The sequence below is a fragment of the Pseudomonas sp. SDO5271_S396 genome (assembly GCF_054071795.1).
On sequence record NZ_JBSVWB010000007.1, the window covers coordinates 78,055 to 96,148 of the forward strand.

The window sequence follows — 18,094 nt, forward strand, 5'->3', positions numbered from 1 at the left end:
GCCTCACTGGGTGTACCGTCCGTTTGCAACAGCACCCGCTACGGGGCTGAACAATGTCTGAATAATCTGCCCGGGGGTGTACGACGGGCTGAACCGATCGTCTATGATCGGCTCAAACCCCGTGATTCTTTCCCTACCGAGCCTGAACGATGAATCAGAACGCTGAGTACTCCGCGGTCAACGACGCGGTGCGTGGGCAATTCTTTCGACGAACCTGGGCAATGATCACGCCCTATTGGCGCAGTGAGGAGAAGGGCAAGGCCTGGTTGCTGCTGTTGGCAGTGATTGGCCTGTCGCTGTTCAGCGTGGCGATCTCCGTGTGGATCAACCACTGGTACAAGGACTTCTACAACGCCCTGGAGAAGAAGGACACCGAGGCGTTCTGGCAGTTGATCGGCTATTTCGGCGGCATTGCCGCCGTGGCCATCCTCGGCGCCGTGTACCGCCTGTACCTGACCCAGATGCTGACCATTCGCTGGCGGGCCTGGCTCACCGAGCGGCATTTCGCGCGCTGGCTCGCCCACAAGAACTACTACCAACTGGAGCAGGGCGGCTACACGGATAACCCGGACCAGCGGATTTCCGAAGACCTCAACAACTTCACTTCCAGCACCTTGAGCCTGGGGCTCGGGTTGCTGCGCAATGTGGTCAGCCTGGTGTCGTTCTCCATCATCCTGTGGGGCGTGTCGGGCAGCATCGAAGTGTTTGGCATCACCATCCCCGGCTACATGTTCTGGTGCGCGCTGCTGTACGCCGCCGTCGGCAGCTGGTTGACGCACCTGATTGGCCGACGTTTGATCGGCCTGAGCAACCAACAACAACGCTTCGAAGCGGACCTGCGTTTCTCCATGGTACGGGTGCGCGAAAACGCCGAAAGCATCGCCCTGTACAACGGCGAACCCAACGAAAACCAGCGCTTGAGCGCCCGCTTCGGCAAGGTCTGGCACAACTTCTGGGACATCATGAAAGTGTCCAAGCGCCTGACCTTCTTCACTGCCGGTTACAGCCAGATCGCTATCATCTTCCCGTTTATCGTTGCTGCGCCGCGCTACTTTACCGGCAAGATCGAGTTGGGCGAGCTGATGCAAATCAACTCGGCATTCGGCAACGTGCAAGAGAACTTCAGTTGGTTCATCAGCGCGTATTCGGAACTGGCGTCATGGCGTGCGACCAGTGACCGTCTGTTGAGCTTTCATCAGGCCATGGGTGAAAACGAGCAACGTGCGCCGGCTATCGATGTGCGTCCCGAGGGCGAGCGGCTGGTGGTGCAGAACTTGGGCATGGACCTGGCCGACGGCCGCCACTTGCTCACCGATGCGGACATGACCGTGGAACCGGGCCAGCGTGTGATGCTGAGCGGGCGCTCCGGCAGCGGCAAAAGTACGCTGCTGCGGGCGATGGGCCAGCTGTGGCCGGCGGGGCATGGCAGCATTCGTTTGCCGGCGGCGCGTTACCTGTTCCTGCCGCAGAAACCTTATCTGCCGATCGGCACCCTCAGGGCAGTGTTGAGCTATCCACAGGACGACAGCGTTTACCCGGCAGAACGTTATGCACAGGTCCTGGAAACCTGTCGCTTGCCGCATCTGGTTGCACGCCTGGACGAAGCCAATCACTGGCAGCGCATGCTTTCGCCAGGTGAGCAACAGCGCCTGGCGTTTGCTCGCGCGTTGCTGTTCGCGCCGCAATGGCTGTACATGGACGAAGCCACTTCGGCCATGGATGAAGAGGATGAGGCAACGCTGTATCAAGCGCTGATCGATGAGTTGCCGGGGCTGAGTATCGTCAGCGTCGGCCATCGCAGCAGCCTCAAGCGCTTCCATGGGCGGCATGTGCGGATCGAGAGCGGGTTGTTGCAGGAGCAACCCGTGGCTTAAGGCCGTATGCGGCCCATGTGGGAGCCGGGCTTGCCCGCGATGGCGGTGTGTCAGCCGCAGGTGTATCAACTGGCCGACTGCAATCGCAGGCAAGCCAGCTCCCACATGGGGTCTTCAGTGTTCTGAAGAATGAGGGGCCAGTAAAAAGCCCGGCTGATCATCGATCAACCGGGCTTTTTGTTGGGTGAAGAAAACTTACTTCTTCAAGCCGTAATGCTCATCCAGCATACCGGGGGCGTTCGGCGTTTTTGGCGCGTAGTCCCTTGGTGGCTCCTGATTTTCCCGAGGTGGGGTCAGGCGTTCCCGTGGGGTTTGCGGCGCATCGGAATGCAGCGCAGCCAGCAGGCGTTGACGAGTGATGTCGTCGAGGGCCAGGCGGTTGGCGCCATCGGCGAGATGGTCCTGTACTTCCTGGTAACTCTGGGTGAGTTTCTTGACCAGGGTCGCGGTGCTGTTGAAGTGGGTAACAACCTCGTTCTGATAACTGTCAAAACGTTCCTGAATGTCATCCAGCTGACGCTGCGTGCGGTTAGGCGCGGCATTCGGCAGCAAGCGGGCAACCAGGAATCCAATGGCGACACCGGCAACCAGGGCAAGAGTCGGCAACAACCAAACTAAGAGCGAGTGTTCCACGAGTCCTTCCTCTATAAACGGCTTTGCTTTACGTTAACGGCTCGGACCTGCGCTGTATACCGCGATTAAGCTCGCAATGATGCCAAGCACAGACTTTTAGCTAGACGAGTCGACCCTTTGAGAGGTCACGGAGTTCATCTCTTGCTCATGCGTGAAACCCCTGTTTTGATCGATGGCCCGGTAGGCCAACTGGAAGCCCTGTACCTGGATCACCCCGAGCCACGTGGCCTGGCGCTGATCTGCCACCCTAACCCGGTGCAGGGCGGAACCATGCTCAACAAAGTCGTTTCGACCCTGCAACGTACTGCCCGTGATGCCGGTTTGATCACGCTGCGTTTCAATTACCGGGGTGTGGGGGCCAGTGCCGGTACTCACGACATGGGCACCGGTGAAGTGGACGACGCCGAAGCGGCCGCCACCTGGCTGCGGGAAAAACACCCGGATTTGCCGATCACGTTGCTTGGCTTTTCCTTCGGTGGCTATGTAGCAGCCAGCCTCGGCGGCCGCCTGGAAGCCAAGGGCGAACAACTCGCGCACCTGTTCATGGTGGCCGCTGCGGTGATGCGCCTGCGCGATACCGACGTGCTGCCCCAGGGCTGTCCGCTGACCCTGATCCAGCCGGAAACCGACGAAGTGGTTGACCCGCAGCTGGTTTACGACTGGTCTGGCGCCTTGAATCGCCCCCATGAGCTGCTGAAAGTGGCAGAATGCGGGCACTTTTTTCATGGCAAGCTCACCGATCTGAAGGATCTGGTGTTGCCGCGCCTTTCGAATTGATAGCAGTCTGACAAGCGATTACCCATGACGACTCGTACCCGTATCCTCACCGGCATCACTACCACCGGCACGCCGCACCTGGGCAACTACGCCGGTGCGATCCGCCCGGCGATCCTCGCCAGCCAGGATGCCAATGCCGACTCCTTCTACTTCCTGGCCGACTACCACGCCCTGATCAAGTGCGATGACCCGCAGCGCATCCAGCGCTCGCGCATGGAAATCGCCGCGACCTGGCTGGCCGGTGGCCTGGATGTGAACCGGGTGACCTTCTACCGCCAGTCCGACATTCCGGAAATTCCCGAGCTGACCTGGCTGCTCACCTGCGTCGCGGCCAAGGGCTTGCTCAACCGCGCGCATGCCTACAAGGCGTCGGTGGACAAGAACGTGGAAGCCGGCGAAGACCCCGATGCGGGCATCAGCATGGGCCTGTACAGCTACCCCGTGCTGATGGCGGCGGACATCCTGATGTTCAACGCGCACAAGGTGCCGGTCGGCCGCGACCAGATCCAGCACGTCGAAATGGCTCGCGACATTGGCCAGCGCTTCAACCACCTGTTCGGCAAGGGTAAAGAATTTTTCACCATGCCCGAGGCGCTGATCGAAGAAAGCGTCGCCACCTTGCCGGGCCTGGATGGCCGCAAGATGTCCAAAAGCTACGACAACACCATCCCGTTGTTCACTAGCGCCAAGGACATGAAAGACGCGATCTCGCGGATCGTCACCGACTCCCGCGCGCCGGGCGAAGCCAAGGACCCGGACAACTCGCACCTGTTCACCCTGTACCAGGCGTTCGCCAGCAAGGCCCAGGAAGCCGAGTTCCGCGACGAGCTGCTGCAAGGCCTGGGCTGGGGCGAGGCGAAGAACCGTCTGTTCCAACTGCTGGACGGCCAGTTGAGCGAAGCGCGCGAGCGTTATCACCAATTGATGTCGCGTCCGTCGGACATGGAAGACCTGCTGCAGGTCGGTGCCAGGAAGGCTCGCGCGTCGGCGGCGCCGTTTCTGGCAGAGCTGCGTGAAGCGGTTGGCCTGCGTTCGTTCGTCGAGCAGGCCACGGTGCCGGTCGCGGCCAAGAAAAAAGCCGCAAAAATCGCGCGCTTCGTGAGCTTCCGCGAAGACGATGGCAGTTTCCGCTTCCGCCTGCTGGCCGCTGACGGCGAGCAACTGCTGCTCTCGCGCAACTTCGCCGATGGCAAGGCGGCCGGCGCGGTGACCAAGCAACTGCAAAGCGGTGATGCGCTTGACGTACGTACCGATGCCTTGAGTTTCAGCGTATGGCTGGACGGTGCCGCAGTGGCCGACAGCGCTGCGTTTGCCGACGAAGTGTCGCGCGACGCCGCCATCGCCGCCTTGCGCGTTGCGTTGACACCCATCGAGGATTAACCCGACCAAGGGTTGATTGCCATTATCCAGGGCCGTCGTTACAGTGACGGCCCGTTTTTGTTGCCTTGCTAACGAATTATGACGCCCCTAGAACGATATCAAGCTGATCTGAAACGCCCGGAATTCTTCCATGATGCGGCCCAGGAAAATGCCGTGCGTCATTTGCAGCGCCTGTATGACGACCTGATCGCGGCCTCGCAAAACAAGCCAGGGATGTTCAGCAAACTGTTTGGCAAGAAAGACCACACCCCGGTCAAAGGCCTGTATTTCTGGGGCGGTGTGGGCCGGGGCAAGACTTACCTGGTGGACACTTTCTTCGAAGCGCTGCCGTTCAAGGAAAAGGTTCGGACGCACTTCCACCGCTTCATGAAGCGTGTGCACGAAGAGATGAAGACCCTGCCGGGCGAGAAAAACCCGCTGACCATCATCGCCAAGCGTTTCTCCGAAGAGGCGCGGGTGATCTGCTTCGATGAGTTTTTCGTTTCCGACATCACCGACGCAATGATCCTCGGCACCCTGATGGAAGAGCTGTTCAAGAACGGTGTGACCCTGGTCGCCACCTCGAACATCGTGCCCGACGGCCTGTACAAAGACGGCCTGCAACGCGCGCGCTTCCTGCCGGCCATTGCGCTGATCAAGCAGAATACCGAGATCGTCAACGTCGACAGCGGCGTCGACTATCGCCTGCGTCACCTGGAGCAGGCGGAGCTGTTCCACTTCCCGCTGAACGAAGCGGCCCACGAAAGCCTCAAGAAAAGCTTCCGCGCCTTGACGCCGGAATGCACGAAGGCGGTGGAAAACGACAGGTTGGTGATCGAAAACCGCGAAATCATTGCCTTGCGTACCTGCGATGACGTCGCCTGGTTCGACTTCCGTGCCTTGTGCGACGGTCCGCGCAGCCAGAACGACTACATCGAACTGGGCAAGATCTTCCACGCGGTGATCCTGAGCGGTGTGGAGCAGATGAGCGTCACCACCGACGACATCGCCCGGCGCTTTATCAACATGGTCGACGAGTTCTACGACCGTAACGTCAAGCTGATCATCTCGGCGGAAGTCGAGCTCAAGGATCTCTACACCGGCGGTCGCCTGACCTTCGAGTTCCAGCGCACCCTGAGCCGTCTGCTGGAAATGCAGTCCCACGAGTTCCTGTCGCGCGGGCACAAGCCGTAAGCCAATCTCCAGAACAATGGAGATCAAACTGTGGGAGCAGGCAAGCCAGCTCCCACATTAGGTTTGTGTGTGCCTGGGGTTATGCCGCTTGCTGAAACTGCTGCCGATACTGGTTCGGCGACAGCTCTGTGTGCTGCCTGAACAACCGCGCAAAGAAGCTTGCATCGTCGTAGCCCACCTCATAACTGATGGTCTTGATGCTCTTGCGGCTGCCCGAGAGCAGGCCCTTGGCCGTTTCGATGCGCAGGCGTTGCAGGTAATGCAAAGGCTTGTCGCCGGTGGCGGTCTGGAAACGGCGCATGAAGTTGCGAATGCTCATGCCGTGTTCCCGCGCGACGTCCTCGAAGCGGAACTTGTCGGCGAAGTGTTCTTCGAGCCAATGCTGGATCTGCAGGATGATCACATCCTGATGCAGCTTCTGCCCGCCAAACCCGATGCGCCCAGGTGAATAGCTGCGTTGCACTTCGTAAAGGATGTCCCGGGCCACGGCCTGGGCGATGTTGGCACCGCAGAAGCGTTCGATCAAATAGATGTAGAGGTCGCACGCCGAGGTGGTGCCACCCGCGCAATACAGGTTGTCGGCGTCGGTGAGGTGCTTGTCCTGGTTGAGCTGGACCTTGGGGAAACGTTCGCTGAAGGCGTTGAAGAAGCGCCAATAGGTGGTCGCTTCCTTGCCATCGAGCAGCCCGGCTTCGGCCAGCCAGAACACGCCGGTGGCTTCGCCGCAGAGCACGGCGCCGCGCGCATGCTGTTCACGCAGCCACGGTAGTACTTGAGGGTAGCGAGTGCAGAGGGCGTCGAAGTCATCCCAGAAAGCGGGCAGTACGATGATGTCGGCGTTTTCCAGGCCGCCATCCACCGGTACGATCACGTCACTGAAGCTGCGCACCGATTGCCCGTCGGGGCTGACCAGGCGTGTTTCGAACGCCGGCGTCAGGCCCAGGCCTTGTTGTTTGCCGTAACGCAGGCTGGCGAGGTGGAAGAAATCCTTGGCTTGCATGAGGGTGGAAGCGAATACCCGATCAATGGCCAAAATGCTGACGCGCCGCAACGGCGTGGAGATTTGGTTAGACATAATTTCATTTATTCTTATAGGGGAAAGTGGTCACCAGACGGCTGGATCGTCTTATTTTTTGTCGCATGTGTCCAGTGTCCCGTGAGGCCTTCGCGGCATAGGCTCTGTGGGTTAGCCCTTGTCCGACACGCCACGCAGGTGACCCATGATCCCCAGAACCTTGTACAGCCCGGAGCACGAGCTCTTTCGCGAGAGCGTGCGCACCTTCCTTGAAAGAGACGCTGCGCCGTTTCATGGGCAATGGGAGAAACAGGGCTATATCGACCGCGATTTATGGCGCAAGGCAGGCGAGGCGGGGATGCTCTGCTCGCACCTGCCGGAAGCATATGGCGGGCTCGGTGCGGACTTTCTCTACAGCGCGGTGGTGATCGAGGAGATCAGCCGCCTGGGCTTGACCGGCATCGGTTTTTCGCTGCATTCGGATATCGTCGCGCCTTATATCCTGCATTACGGCAGTGAGGCGCTGAAGCACAAGTACCTGCCCAAGTTGATCTCCGGCGAGCGGGTCACGGCCATCGCGATGACCGAGCCGGGCGCCGGCTCCGACCTGCAAGGAGTGAAGACCACTGCCGTGCTGGACGGTGATGAGTATGTGATCAATGGCTCCAAGACGTTCATCACCAACGGTTACCTGGCCGAACTGGTAATCGTGGTGGCCAAGACCGATCCCAAGGCCGGCGCCAAAGGCACCAGCCTGTTTCTGGTGGAGGCCGACACCCCGGGCTTCGCCAAGGGCAAGCGCCTGGACAAGGTTGGCATGAAGGCCCAGGACACCTCGGAACTGTTCTTCCAGGATGTGCGAGTGCCCCGGGAAAACCTGCTGGGCCAGGCGGGGATGGGGTTCGCGTACCTGATGCAGGAGCTGCCACAAGAGCGGCTGACCGTGGCGATCGGCGCGGTGTCTTCCGCCGAGGCCGCGTTGGAGTGGACGCTGGCGTACACCCGCGAGCGCAAGGCGTTCGGCCAGGCGATCGCCGACTTCCAGAACACCCGCTTCAAGCTGGCGGAGATGGCGACCGAAATTCAGATCGGGCGTGTGTTTGTGGATAAGTGCATCGCGTTGCACCTGGAGGGCAAGCTGGATGTGCCCACGGCGGCGATGGCCAAGTACTGGGCCACGGACCTGCAATGCAAGGTGCTCGACGAGTGCGTGCAGTTGCACGGGGGTTACGGCTTCATGTGGGAATACCCGATTGCCCGGGCCTGGGCGGATGCGCGGGTGCAGCGGATTTATGCGGGGACCAACGAGATCATGAAGGAGATTATTGCGCGAGCGCTCTGATCTTGTGGTGTTGCTGAGGGCCTCATCGGGGGCAAGCCCCCTCCCACATTTTGATTTGTGAACACTTTCAAGTGTGGGAGCTGGCTTGCCTGCGATGGGGGCCTAAAGATCCATCAAGGCGCAGGGTTCGGATGATCCTTCTGGATTGCCTCGATCCCGTCCAGCACCTCTTTCGCGAGCTTCAGCTCGGCGCTCGCCAAGTTGCTTTCCAGTTGTTCCAGGGTCGTGGCGCCAATGATGTTGCTGGTCACGAACGGCTGCTGCGTCACGAACGCCAGGGCCATTTGTGCCGGATCCAGGCCGTGTTCCCGAGCCAGCGCCACATAACGGCTGCACGCGGCCTCCGATTGCGGGTTGAAGTAACGGCTGAAGCGGCTGAACAGGCTCAAGCGCGCATTGGCTGGGCGGGCGCCGCCCTCGTACTTGCCGCTGAGCATCCCGAATGCCAGGGGCGAATAGGCCAGCAACCCGCACTGTTCACGCATGGCGACTTCCGCCAGGCCCACCTCGAAGCTGCGGTTGAGCAGGCTGTAGGGGTTCTGTACCGACACCGCGCGCGGCCAGCCACGGGCTTCGGCCAGGGCCAGGAACTTCATGGCGCCCCACGGGGTTTCGTTGGACAGGCCGATGTGGCGGATCTTGCCGGCGCGGACCTGCTCGCCCAGTACTTCAAGGGTTTCTTCCAGCGGCGTCAGATCATCTTCGACTTTATGCACATACCCCAATTGCCCGAAAAAGTTGGTGCTGCGCTCGGGGGCGTGCAGTTGATAAAGGTCGATATAGTCGGTTTGCAGGCGCTTGAGGCTGGCGTCCAGGGCTTCGACGATGTGCTGGCGGTTGAGCTTGAGATGGCCGCCGCGAATGTGACCGATATTGTTGCCGGGGCTGGCGATCTTGGTGGCGAGGACCCAGTCGGCTCGGTCGCCGCTGCGCTTGAAGTAATTGCCGATGCAGCGCTCGGTGTCGCCGTAGGTTTCGCCCTTGGGTGGCACGGGGTACATCTCGGCGGTGTCCAGGAAGTTGACTCCAGCGGCCTTGGCGCGCTCGATTTGTGCGAAGGCCTCTGCCTCGCTGTTCTGCTCGCCCCAGGTCATGGTGCCCAAGGCAATCGCGCTGACTTCAAGGTCGGTACGGCCCAACTGTCGGTAGTCCATCGAGTACTCCTTACCGGGAAATCATTCATAAAAGCAGGTTGAATTTTTTTTCGCAATCTGCATAATTGCCCACCTCTTTCTGCAGTGGAAGTGATGCGCCGCCTGCCGAAGAATCTTGCCGTTGAACGGACGCGCCGACCCGAGCCCCCGATAGCGTCTGTATCCGGCTGCCTTTGACCTTGTCAAAGTACGCACTATTCAGTAAGATCCGCCGTCTATTTTACAGGCGGCCCCTGAGGCTATTAAAGAATGACAACTTTTACTGCAAAACCGGAAACAGTTCAGCGCGACTGGTTTGTCGTCGACGCCGCTGGTCAGACCCTGGGTCGTCTGGCCACTGAAGTCGCCAGCCGTCTGCGTGGCAAGCACAAGCCTGAGTACACCCCGCACGTTGATACCGGTGACTACATCGTGATCATCAACGCTGAGCAGGTTCGTGTAACCGGCAACAAAGCAAGCGACAAAATGTACTACCGTCACTCCGGTTTCCCTGGCGGTATCAAGTCTTCCAACTTCGAAGGCCTGATTGCCAAGAAGCCTGAAGCCCCGATCGAAATCGCGGTCAAAGGCATGCTGCCGAAGGGCCCACTGGGTCGCGATATGTTTCGCAAGCTGAAAGTCTATGCGGGCGCTGTCCACCCTCATGCTGCTCAGCAGCCCCAAGAACTGAAGTTTTAACGGAATAGTTCATTATGTCGGCGACTCAAAATTACGGCACTGGCCGTCGCAAAACCGCAACCGCACGCGTTTTCCTGCGTCCGGGCACTGGTAACATCTCGATCAACAACCGCTCCCTGGACAACTTCTTCGGTCGCGAAACTGCCCGCATGGTAGTCCGTCAGCCGCTGGAACTGACCGAGACCGTTGAAAAGTTCGACATCTACGTCACCGTTATCGGTGGCGGCGTAAGTGGCCAGGCTGGCGCAATCCGCCACGGCATCACTCGCGCACTGATGAGCTACGACGAAGGCCTGCGCAGCACCCTGCGTAAAGCTGGCTTCGTTACTCGCGATGCCCGTGAAGTTGAACGTAAGAAAGTCGGTCTGCGTAAAGCGCGTAAGCGTCCGCAGTACTCGAAGCGTTAATTCGCTTTACGTTTCACAAAAACGCCCAGCCTCCTTATGGAGCTGGGCGTTTTTTATTGCCTGCGATTTATGCACAAATTTCGCCGTGACAACTTGCCACATCCGTAGACCCCCTATACTACAAGGCCTGGGGGCTGAGCGCCGGGCAATTCCCTTGTCAGGCGTGGGGCTTTTCATTACCATCCGACAAAATTTTTATAAGCAAAGCTTCAATACTTAGTAGACGCCTGATTTAACAGGCCAAAAAGCTGATGGGAGAGGACTGAATGAGCAATGACGGCGTGAATGCAGGCCGGCGTCGCTTCTTGGTAGCAGCCACATCCGTGGTGGGTGCTGCAGGAGCGGTGGGGGCTGCGGTCCCGTTCGTGGGGTCATGGTTTCCCAGTGCCAAGGCGAAAGCCGCAGGTGCACCGGTGAAGGTGAATGTCAGCAAGATCGAGCCAGGGCAGCAGATGGTTGCTGAATGGCGCGGCCAGCCCGTCTTCATCGTTCGTCGTACCGAGGAAATCCTGGGAAATCTCAAGAAAATCGAAGGTCAGCTGTCCGACCCCGACTCGAAGAATTCCGACCAACCCGCCTACGTCGATAAGGAAATCCGTTCGATCAAGCCAGAGATCCTGCTGCTGATCGGTATCTGCACCCACCTGGGCTGCTCGCCTACCTTCCGCCCCGAAGTCGCCCCTGCCGACCTGGGCAAGGACTGGGTCGGTGGCTACTTCTGCCCTTGCCACGGCTCCCATTACGACCTGGCCGGCCGCGTCTACAAGTCACAACCCGCACCTTTGAACCTGCCAGTTCCGCCACATCACTACGAGACTGACAGTGTCATTGTCATTGGCGTCGACGAGGGGGAGAAAGCCTGATGAGCAAGTTCATGGATTGGGTCGATGCGCGCTTTCCCGCCACCAAAATGTGGGAAGACCATCTCAGCAAGTACTACGCCCCGAAGAACTTCAACTTCTTCTACTTCTTCGGCTCCCTGGCACTTCTGGTGCTGGTCAACCAGATCGTCACCGGCGTCTGGCTGACCATGAGCTACACCCCGTCGGCCGAAGAGGCCTTCGCCTCCGTCGAATACATCATGCGCGACGTCGAGTACGGCTCGATCCTGCGCCTGTTGCACTCCACCGGCGCATCGGCGTTCTTTATCGTCGTCTACCTGCACATGTTCCGTGGCCTGCTCTACGGTTCGTACCAGAAGCCGCGGGAACTGGTGTGGATCTTCGGCATGCTGATCTACCTGGCGCTGATGGCCGAAGCCTTTATGGGCTACCTGCTGCCATGGGGCCAGATGTCGTACTGGGGGGCACAGGTGATCATCTCGCTGTTCGGTGCGATTCCGGTGATCGGTAACGACCTGACGCAGTGGATCCGGGGCGACTACCTGATCTCCGGCATCACCCTGAACCGCTTTTTTGCCTTGCACGTCGTGGCCCTGCCCATCGTGATCCTGGGATTGGTGGTGCTGCATATCCTGGCGCTTCACGAAGTGGGTTCGAACAACCCGGATGGCGTGGACATCAAGAAGCATAAAGACGAAAACGGCGTACCGCTGGACGGCATTCCGTTCCACCCTTACTACACCGTGAAAGACATCGTCGGCGTGGTGGTCTTCCTGTTCGTGTTCTGCTCGATCGTGTTCTTTTTCCCGGAGATGGGTGGGTATTTCCTGGAGAAACCCAACTTCGAGCAAGCCAACGCTTTCAAGACCCCTGAGCACATTGCGCCGGTCTGGTACTTCACGCCGTTCTACGCAATCCTGCGGGCGATTCCCGACAAGCTCATGGGCGTGATGGCCATGGGCGCGGCCATTGCGGTGCTGTTCGTGCTGCCCTGGCTCGACCGAAGCCCGGTCAAATCCATGCGCTACAAGGGCTGGCTGAGCAAGATCTGGCTGTGGGTGTTCTGCATTTCCTTCGTGATCCTGGGCGTGCTGGGCGTATTGGCGCCGACCCCCGAGCGCACGTTGCTGTCGCAGGTCTGCACCTTCCTGTACTTCGCCTACTTCATTCTGATGCCGTTCTACACCCGGCTCGAGAAGACCAAACCGGTTCCGGAAAGGGTGACTGGCTGATGAAAAAATTATTCGTTGCATTGATGCTTGCGGCCTTGCCGCTACTGTCCTTCGCTGCCGAGCATGGTGGCCCCGAGTTGGAAAAAGTCGACATCGACGTGTCTGACAAGGCCGCCATGCAAGACGGTGCGCGGACATTCGCCAACTATTGCATGGGGTGCCACAGCGCCAAGTTCCAGCGTTATGAGCGGGTGGCCGATGACCTGGGCATCCCCCATGAAGTAATGCTGGAGAAGCTGGTGTTCACCGGTGCCAAGATCGGCGACCACATGAGCATCGGCATGCAGCCGGCTGACGCCAAGGTCTGGTTCGGTGCTGCGCCACCCGACTTGACCCTGGTGGCCCGCGTGCGTGGCACCGACTGGCTCTACGGCTACCTCAAGTCCTTCTACGAAGACCCGGCGCGCCCATGGGGTGTGAACAACAAGGTGTTCCCGAACGTCGGCATGCCTAATGTTCTGGTCGGCCTGCAAGGACGTCAAGTGGTAGGGTGCAAGCAGGTTCAAGTCGTGGAAGATGGCAAGAAGCAATATGATCCGTTGACCGGTACGCCGTTGACCCACGAAGCGTGTGACCAGCTGACCATCGTGCCCAAGACCGGTACGCTGAACGAAGAGCAGTTCGACGAGAAGGTAAAAAATCTCGTGACCTTCCTGGCCTACTCGGCAAACCCGGTCAAACTGCAACATCAGCGCATCGGTACTTATGTGCTGCTGTACCTGGCGTTCTTCTTCGTATTCGCCTATCTGCTCAAACGCGAATACTGGAAGGACGTGCATTGATCCAAACGTAAGGCAATTGCTGTTAATCTTGCGCGCCCAGCGGCATCTCTGAATACGTAGCAGTCTGGTTGTACCAGTCGTTACCGAGATGCTCCCTGGGCGCGCTCGTTTTTGAGCTTTCGATAATTTCAAGCGAGGAGGACCGCCATGGGCGTGACCAATCGGTTGGCCTGTTACTCCGACCCCGCCGACCACTATTCCCACCGGGTACGTATCGTGCTTGCAGAGAAGGGTGTCAGCGCCGAGATCATCAGTGTGGAGGCGGGCCGTCAGCCGCCGAAACTGATCGAAGTGAACCCTTACGGCAGCCTGCCCACCCTGGTCGATCGTGACCTGGCATTGTGGGAGTCGACCGTGGTGATGGAATACCTGGATGAGCGTTACCCGCATCCGCCTTTGCTGCCGGTGTACCCGGTGGCGCGTGCCAACAGCCGTCTGCTGATCCACAGGATCCAGCGTGACTGGTGCGGGCTGGTGGATGTGATTCTGGATACACGTACAAAAGAAGCCGTTCGCGTGCAGGCGCGCAAGGAATTGCGCGAGAGCCTGACCGGCGTTTCGCCGCTGTTCGCCGACAAACCTTTTTTCCTCAGTGAGGAACAAAGCCTGGTGGATTGCTGCCTATTACCCATACTCTGGCGCTTGCCGATACTGGGCATTGAACTGCCGCGGCCAGCCAAGCCGCTGCTTGATTACATGGAGCGCCAGTTTGCGCGTGAGGCTTTCCAGGCGAGTCTGTCTGGTGTCGAACGCGATATGCGCTAAGGCTTAAGGAGCCGTTGATGAACTCCAGTCGACCCTACCTGGTTCGCGCGCTCTATGAGTGGATTGTGGACAACGATTGCACCCCGCACGTGCTGGTCAATTCCGAATTTCCTGCGGTTCAGGTGCCGCAGGGTTTTGCCAGCGACGGGCAGATCGTCCTGAACGTGTCGCCCAGCGCCGTGCGCCACCTGCACATGGACAACGAAGCGGTAAGCTTCGAAGGGCGTTTTGGGGGCGTGCCCCATACGCTATACGTGCCGATTGGCGCCATCCTGGGGATTTACGCCCGGGAAAACGGTCAGGGCATGGTCTTTGACCTGGAGTCGCCTTTCGAGGACGACGAAACGGTCGAAGGCGAAGATGGCGATGACGTGCCGCCACCGGATTCCGAACCGCCGCGCCCGAGCGGTCGGCCGAGTCTGAAAGTGGTGAAGTAACAGGCTGTCGCATCACGCTGGCCGTAAACGTGCCTCGACCTGCGTCGGGGCATTTTTTTGCGCGCAGGATAAGGATGAAAGTCGTGACGGGACGGTGATCGTACAACCGCCATGGGCTATGATGCGTGTTCACGCTCACCGAGAAAGATGATTCATCATGGAAAACGCCAACGCCGCCCCACGTCTTCCCCGCAAGCGCCGCAGCCTTGCCCAGGAATTGGTCACGGTGTTGTCCGAGCAGATCCGCGACGGCCAGCTCAAGCGGGGCGACAAACTGCCCACCGAGTCGGCGATCATGGATGCCCATGGAGTCAGCCGCACGGTGGTGCGTGAAGCGATCTCGCGCTTGCAGGCGGCAGGGCAAGTGGAAACCCGTCATGGTATCGGCACCTTCGTGTTGGACACGCCCAGCCCGAGCGGTTTCCGGATTGATCCGGCCACGGTCGTGACACTGCGTGATGTGCTGGCGATCCTGGAACTGCGGATCAGCCTTGAAGTGGAGTCGGCAGGCCTGGCTGCCTTGCGCCGCAGCGACGAACAACTGGCGGCCATGCGCGCAGCCCTCGATGCCTTGAACGAAAGTGCGGCCCACGCCGGCGATGCCGTGGCATCGGACTTCGCCTTCCACCTGGAAATTGCGCTGTCCACCGGCAATCGCTATTTCACCGACATCATGACGCACCTGGGCACCAGCATCATTCCCCGTACCCGGCTGAATTCAGCGCGCCTGGCCCACGACGACCAGCAACACTACATGGGGCGCCTGAGCCGGGAGCACGAAGAAATCTACGAAGCGATTGCCCGCCAGGATTCGGACGCGGCACGCGCGGCCATGCGCCTGCACCTGACCAACAGCCGCGAACGACTGCGCCATGCCCATGAAGAGGCAGAAGCGCAGCGCGGTTGAGCGCTATACCAACCTAATGTGGGACCCGGCTTGTGTGGGGGGCGGGGCTTGCCAATGATGACGGCGGCACAGTCGACAGAGATGTCGCCTGACCCACCGCCTTCGCAGCCTCGCCGGGGCTCGACAGCTCCCACAGGGGACTTGCAGTGTCTGGGAAAACGCTGTCAGCAGGGCCATCGTGCCAGACACTTTCTGACCAACAACAGAGATCCCCTGTGGGAGCTGGCTTGTCGGGTCGCCGCATCGCTGCGAAGGCGGCGGCACAGTCAACAGAGATGTCGCCTGACCCACCGCCCTTGATTGTTCCCCGCGTGGGAACGATCAGTCATCAAGACAGTTGCTCCCACATTTTTATCTCCAGTGCCTGGGATGGCGTGCCAGCTTAGTTGGCCGGCTGGTTCGGCTTGTAGTCCTTGAGCAGCAAGTACGTACTCCATCCCCACCAGTCATTGGTCCAGTGTTTGTCGTTCAGGTCATTCACGTCCTTGCGCCGCAGCACCTTGTCACCGTCCACCTTGAACAGCGGCGAGAAGTTGTTCGCCGGGTTCTGCGCTGCGTTCAGGTCCGGCACATGCAGCGGCGCCTTGAAGTTGGCCGGGGAGGGCGCGACACCGCTGATAAACGTGTCGAAAATTTCATCGGCCGAGGCCTGTACGGCGCGTTTGACCTGAGTCCGGTTGGCCGCGTCGATGTCGTCGAAGTAGCGTTTATCCCCGTAAGCATGCCATTGATCACCCAGGGCATTGCGCACCTTGAGCCCGAACTTGCTGTCTTCGTCGTGCATGAAGCGGCTGATCAGCGAACCCAGTTCGCCTGGCGTCACCACGGCGGCCAGTTGTTTGCGTGGTACGCGCAGATGGCCAGCGGAAAACAGGTCGGTCAAAAAGTGATCGGCAAAACTATTCATGGCATACGCCAGCTCCAGCGCCTGATCGGTACCGGTCTGGTGGGCGGCCACCGCCTGTTGCAGCGCGGCGGTATGGCCGGCCAGGTAGGCTGACAGCGCCCATTCGCCGAAGTGGTCAGCGTTGTCCGCCGCCAGTTTCAAATAGCGCCCCAGAGGAATCAGCGCCGAGACGGCACTGCCGCCGCCGGTGATGCGGTTCCATTCCTCGGACAACGTATCACCGAGCGCGTCATAGGCTTCGTGCGGTTGCTTGCCGTCCTTGATCGCCTGCTTCACCGCGTTGATCTCCTTCTGCATCACCGCGAGGATCTTGTGCGCTTCCTCCCGTGAGGCCGGCAATACGGCCAATGAATTGAACGCAGCGGTAAAACGTTGCACACGTTCGGCGGCAGAGGCGCCATCGCTGATGGGCTTGCCGGGAATACCGTAGAAATCGCCGCCCAGGGCGATCACCTGGCCGTAGGTCAGCGCCAGCCCGTTGGGCAGGTGCAATTCGACTTGTCGTGCAGGAATCGCCTGGGTGTCTTTGGCGAAACGCAGCAGCGTGTCATCACCGATGGCCGTGTGTTCGCCGCCTTCGAAGCGCAACGTGGGTGGGTTTTTTGCGGGTGCCGCGAGTTCAAGATCTGACATGTTAGCTCCTTGCTATGTCGTAGGAATCTTCCGTAATAACTGTATGCATATACAGTTATTTGCAGCATAGAGGAAAAACTTCCTACGTCAAGAACCCATGCCTCAACCCTCCGCTGGATGAAGTTCGATGAATTGCAGTTGACGAATTCTTTTATAGTTGTACGATGACGTACGACATCAACACAACCAACAACCTTTCGACAGAAAGTCTTCACCCAGGGTGTTCGAATAATGAATCCACAAGAACTGAAGTCCATCCTCTCTTCCGGTCTGCTGTCTTTCCCGGTCACCGATTTCAATGCCCAGGGTGATTTCCACCAGGCGGGCTATATCAAGCGTCTGGAATGGCTGGCCCCGTATGGCGCCACTGCCTTGTTCGCGGCGGGCGGTACCGGTGAGTTTTTCTCCCTGGCGGCGAGCGAATATTCCCAGGTGGTCAAGACCGCCGTTGATACCTGCGCCAGCAGCGTGCCGATCCTGGCCGGCGTGGGCGGTGCGACTCGTCAGGCGATCGAGTACGCCCAGGAGGCCGAACGCCTGGGGGCCAAGGGCCTGCTGCTGCTGCCGCACTACCTCACCGAAGCCAGCCAGGAAGGTGTGGCCGCTCACGTTGAGGCGGTGTGCAAGTCCGTGAAGATCGGTGTGGTGGTGTACAACCGCAACGTGTGCCGCCTGACTGCGCCACTGCTGGAACGCCTGGCCGAGCGCTGCCCGAACCTGATCGGCTACAAGGATGGTCTGGGTGACATCGAGTTGATGGTGTCGATCCGCCGTCGCCTGGGCGACCGTTTCAGCTACCTGGGCGGCCTGCCGACCGCAGAAGTTTACGCCGCTGCCTACAAGGCCCTGGGCGTGCCGGTGTACTCCTCGGCGGTGTTCAACTTCATCCCGAAAACCGCGATGGACTTCTACCACGCCATTGCCCGCGAAGATCACGCCACCGTCGGCAAGATCATCGACGACTTCTTCCTGCCTTACCTCGACATTCGCAACCGCAAGGCCGGTTACGCCGTGAGCATCGTCAAGGCGGGCGCCAAGATCGTCGGTTATGACGCCGGCCCCGTGCGCACCCCGCTGACCGACCTGCTGCCGGAAGAATACGAAGCCCTGGCCGCGCTGATCGACAAGCAAGGCGCGCAGTAACCATCTATCAGGC

At 59.7% G+C, this 18,094-nt stretch carries 18 protein-coding genes; 14 read left to right on the top strand and 4 right to left on the bottom strand.

What is annotated here, in order from left to right; all coding sequences use genetic code 11:
- Positions 1–149 precede the first annotated feature (149 nt).
- Complete coding sequence (locus tag ACW9IN_RS07920) at positions 150–1,874, top strand: ABC transporter ATP-binding protein/permease (RefSeq protein ID WP_457365352.1); 1,725 nt, start codon at positions 150–152, stop codon at positions 1,872–1,874.
- A 195-nt stretch (positions 1,875–2,069) separates the two neighbouring features.
- Here ACW9IN_RS07920 and ACW9IN_RS07925 read toward each other — a convergent pair whose 3' ends face one another.
- The gene (locus ACW9IN_RS07925) at positions 2,070–2,507 is read right to left on the bottom strand and encodes a YhcB family protein (RefSeq protein ID WP_003171734.1); all 438 of its coding nucleotides are present in this window, start codon (positions 2,505–2,507) and stop codon (positions 2,070–2,072) included.
- Positions 2,508–2,654: 147 nt separating this feature from the next.
- Here ACW9IN_RS07925 and ACW9IN_RS07930 point away from each other — a divergent pair, with 147 nt between their 5' ends.
- The 3 genes from ACW9IN_RS07930 (at position 2,655) to zapE (ending at position 5,837) form a co-directional block, all read left to right on the top strand.
- Positions 2,655–3,284: an alpha/beta hydrolase gene (locus ACW9IN_RS07930; protein WP_457365353.1), complete on the top strand. Its 630-nt coding sequence runs from the start codon at positions 2,655–2,657 to the stop codon at positions 3,282–3,284.
- A 24-nt stretch (positions 3,285–3,308) separates the two neighbouring features.
- Positions 3,309–4,664 carry a tryptophan--tRNA ligase gene (locus ACW9IN_RS07935; protein WP_457365354.1) on the top strand — a complete coding sequence of 452 codons (1,356 nt, stop codon included), beginning with the start codon at positions 3,309–3,311 and terminating at the stop codon, positions 4,662–4,664.
- Between the two features lie 78 nt (positions 4,665–4,742).
- Positions 4,743–5,837: a cell division protein ZapE gene (gene zapE, locus ACW9IN_RS07940; protein ID WP_457365355.1), complete on the top strand. Its 1,095-nt coding sequence runs from the start codon at positions 4,743–4,745 to the stop codon at positions 5,835–5,837.
- A 79-nt stretch (positions 5,838–5,916) separates the two neighbouring features.
- Here zapE and ACW9IN_RS07945 read toward each other — a convergent pair whose 3' ends face one another.
- Complete coding sequence (locus ACW9IN_RS07945) at positions 5,917–6,837, bottom strand: GlxA family transcriptional regulator (RefSeq protein ID WP_457365451.1); 921 nt, start codon at positions 6,835–6,837, stop codon at positions 5,917–5,919.
- Between the two features lie 220 nt (positions 6,838–7,057).
- On the opposite strand from ACW9IN_RS07945, the gene ACW9IN_RS07950 reads away from it, so the two are divergent.
- Positions 7,058–8,194, top strand: a complete 1,137-nt coding sequence (locus tag ACW9IN_RS07950) for an acyl-CoA dehydrogenase family protein (RefSeq protein WP_457365356.1) — start codon at positions 7,058–7,060, stop codon at positions 8,192–8,194.
- 113 nt (positions 8,195–8,307) lie between these two features.
- Here the strand turns inward: ACW9IN_RS07950 and ACW9IN_RS07955 are convergent, their stop codons facing one another.
- Positions 8,308–9,348 carry an NADP(H)-dependent aldo-keto reductase gene (locus ACW9IN_RS07955; protein ID WP_457365357.1) on the bottom strand — a complete coding sequence of 347 codons (1,041 nt, stop codon included), beginning with the start codon at positions 9,346–9,348 and terminating at the stop codon, positions 8,308–8,310.
- A 249-nt stretch (positions 9,349–9,597) separates the two neighbouring features.
- Here ACW9IN_RS07955 and rplM point away from each other — a divergent pair, with 249 nt between their 5' ends.
- From rplM to ACW9IN_RS07995, 8 genes are all read left to right on the top strand, one after another.
- The gene (gene rplM, locus ACW9IN_RS07960) at positions 9,598–10,026 is read left to right on the top strand and encodes a 50S ribosomal protein L13 (protein WP_003188508.1); all 429 of its coding nucleotides are present in this window, start codon (positions 9,598–9,600) and stop codon (positions 10,024–10,026) included.
- Positions 10,027–10,040: 14 nt separating this feature from the next.
- Positions 10,041–10,433: a 30S ribosomal protein S9 gene (gene rpsI, locus ACW9IN_RS07965; RefSeq protein ID WP_457365358.1), complete on the top strand. Its 393-nt coding sequence runs from the start codon at positions 10,041–10,043 to the stop codon at positions 10,431–10,433.
- Between the two features lie 266 nt (positions 10,434–10,699).
- Entirely contained in the window at positions 10,700–11,296 is a 597-nt protein-coding gene (petA, locus tag ACW9IN_RS07970) for a ubiquinol-cytochrome c reductase iron-sulfur subunit (RefSeq protein WP_457365359.1), read from the top strand.
- Positions 11,296–12,507 carry a cytochrome b gene (locus tag ACW9IN_RS07975; protein ID WP_457365360.1) on the top strand — a complete coding sequence of 404 codons (1,212 nt, stop codon included), beginning with the start codon at positions 11,296–11,298 and terminating at the stop codon, positions 12,505–12,507. Before petA ends, ACW9IN_RS07975 begins: the two co-directional genes overlap by 1 nt.
- Positions 12,507–13,289: a cytochrome c1 gene (locus ACW9IN_RS07980; protein WP_457365361.1), complete on the top strand. Its 783-nt coding sequence runs from the start codon at positions 12,507–12,509 to the stop codon at positions 13,287–13,289. The genes ACW9IN_RS07975 and ACW9IN_RS07980 overlap by 1 nt, the downstream gene beginning before the upstream one ends.
- Positions 13,290–13,436: 147 nt before the next feature.
- On the top strand, positions 13,437–14,054 hold the full coding sequence (locus tag ACW9IN_RS07985; protein ID WP_457365362.1) for a glutathione S-transferase N-terminal domain-containing protein: 618 nt from the start codon (positions 13,437–13,439) through the stop codon (positions 14,052–14,054).
- Between the two features lie 17 nt (positions 14,055–14,071).
- On the top strand, positions 14,072–14,491 hold the full coding sequence (locus tag ACW9IN_RS07990; RefSeq protein WP_457365363.1) for a ClpXP protease specificity-enhancing factor: 420 nt from the start codon (positions 14,072–14,074) through the stop codon (positions 14,489–14,491).
- Positions 14,492–14,648: 157 nt separating this feature from the next.
- Entirely contained in the window at positions 14,649–15,398 is a 750-nt protein-coding gene (locus tag ACW9IN_RS07995; protein ID WP_016971564.1) for a FadR/GntR family transcriptional regulator, read from the top strand.
- Positions 15,399–15,780: 382 nt separating this feature from the next.
- Here ACW9IN_RS07995 and ACW9IN_RS08000 read toward each other — a convergent pair whose 3' ends face one another.
- Entirely contained in the window at positions 15,781–16,938 is a 1,158-nt protein-coding gene (locus ACW9IN_RS08000) for a phospholipase (protein ID WP_457365364.1), read from the bottom strand.
- 231 nt (positions 16,939–17,169) lie between these two features.
- Between ACW9IN_RS08000 and kdgD the strand changes: the two genes are divergently transcribed.
- Positions 17,170–18,081: a 5-dehydro-4-deoxyglucarate dehydratase gene (kdgD, locus tag ACW9IN_RS08005; protein WP_457365365.1), complete on the top strand. Its 912-nt coding sequence runs from the start codon at positions 17,170–17,172 to the stop codon at positions 18,079–18,081.
- The last annotated feature ends 13 nt before the right edge of the window (positions 18,082–18,094 follow it).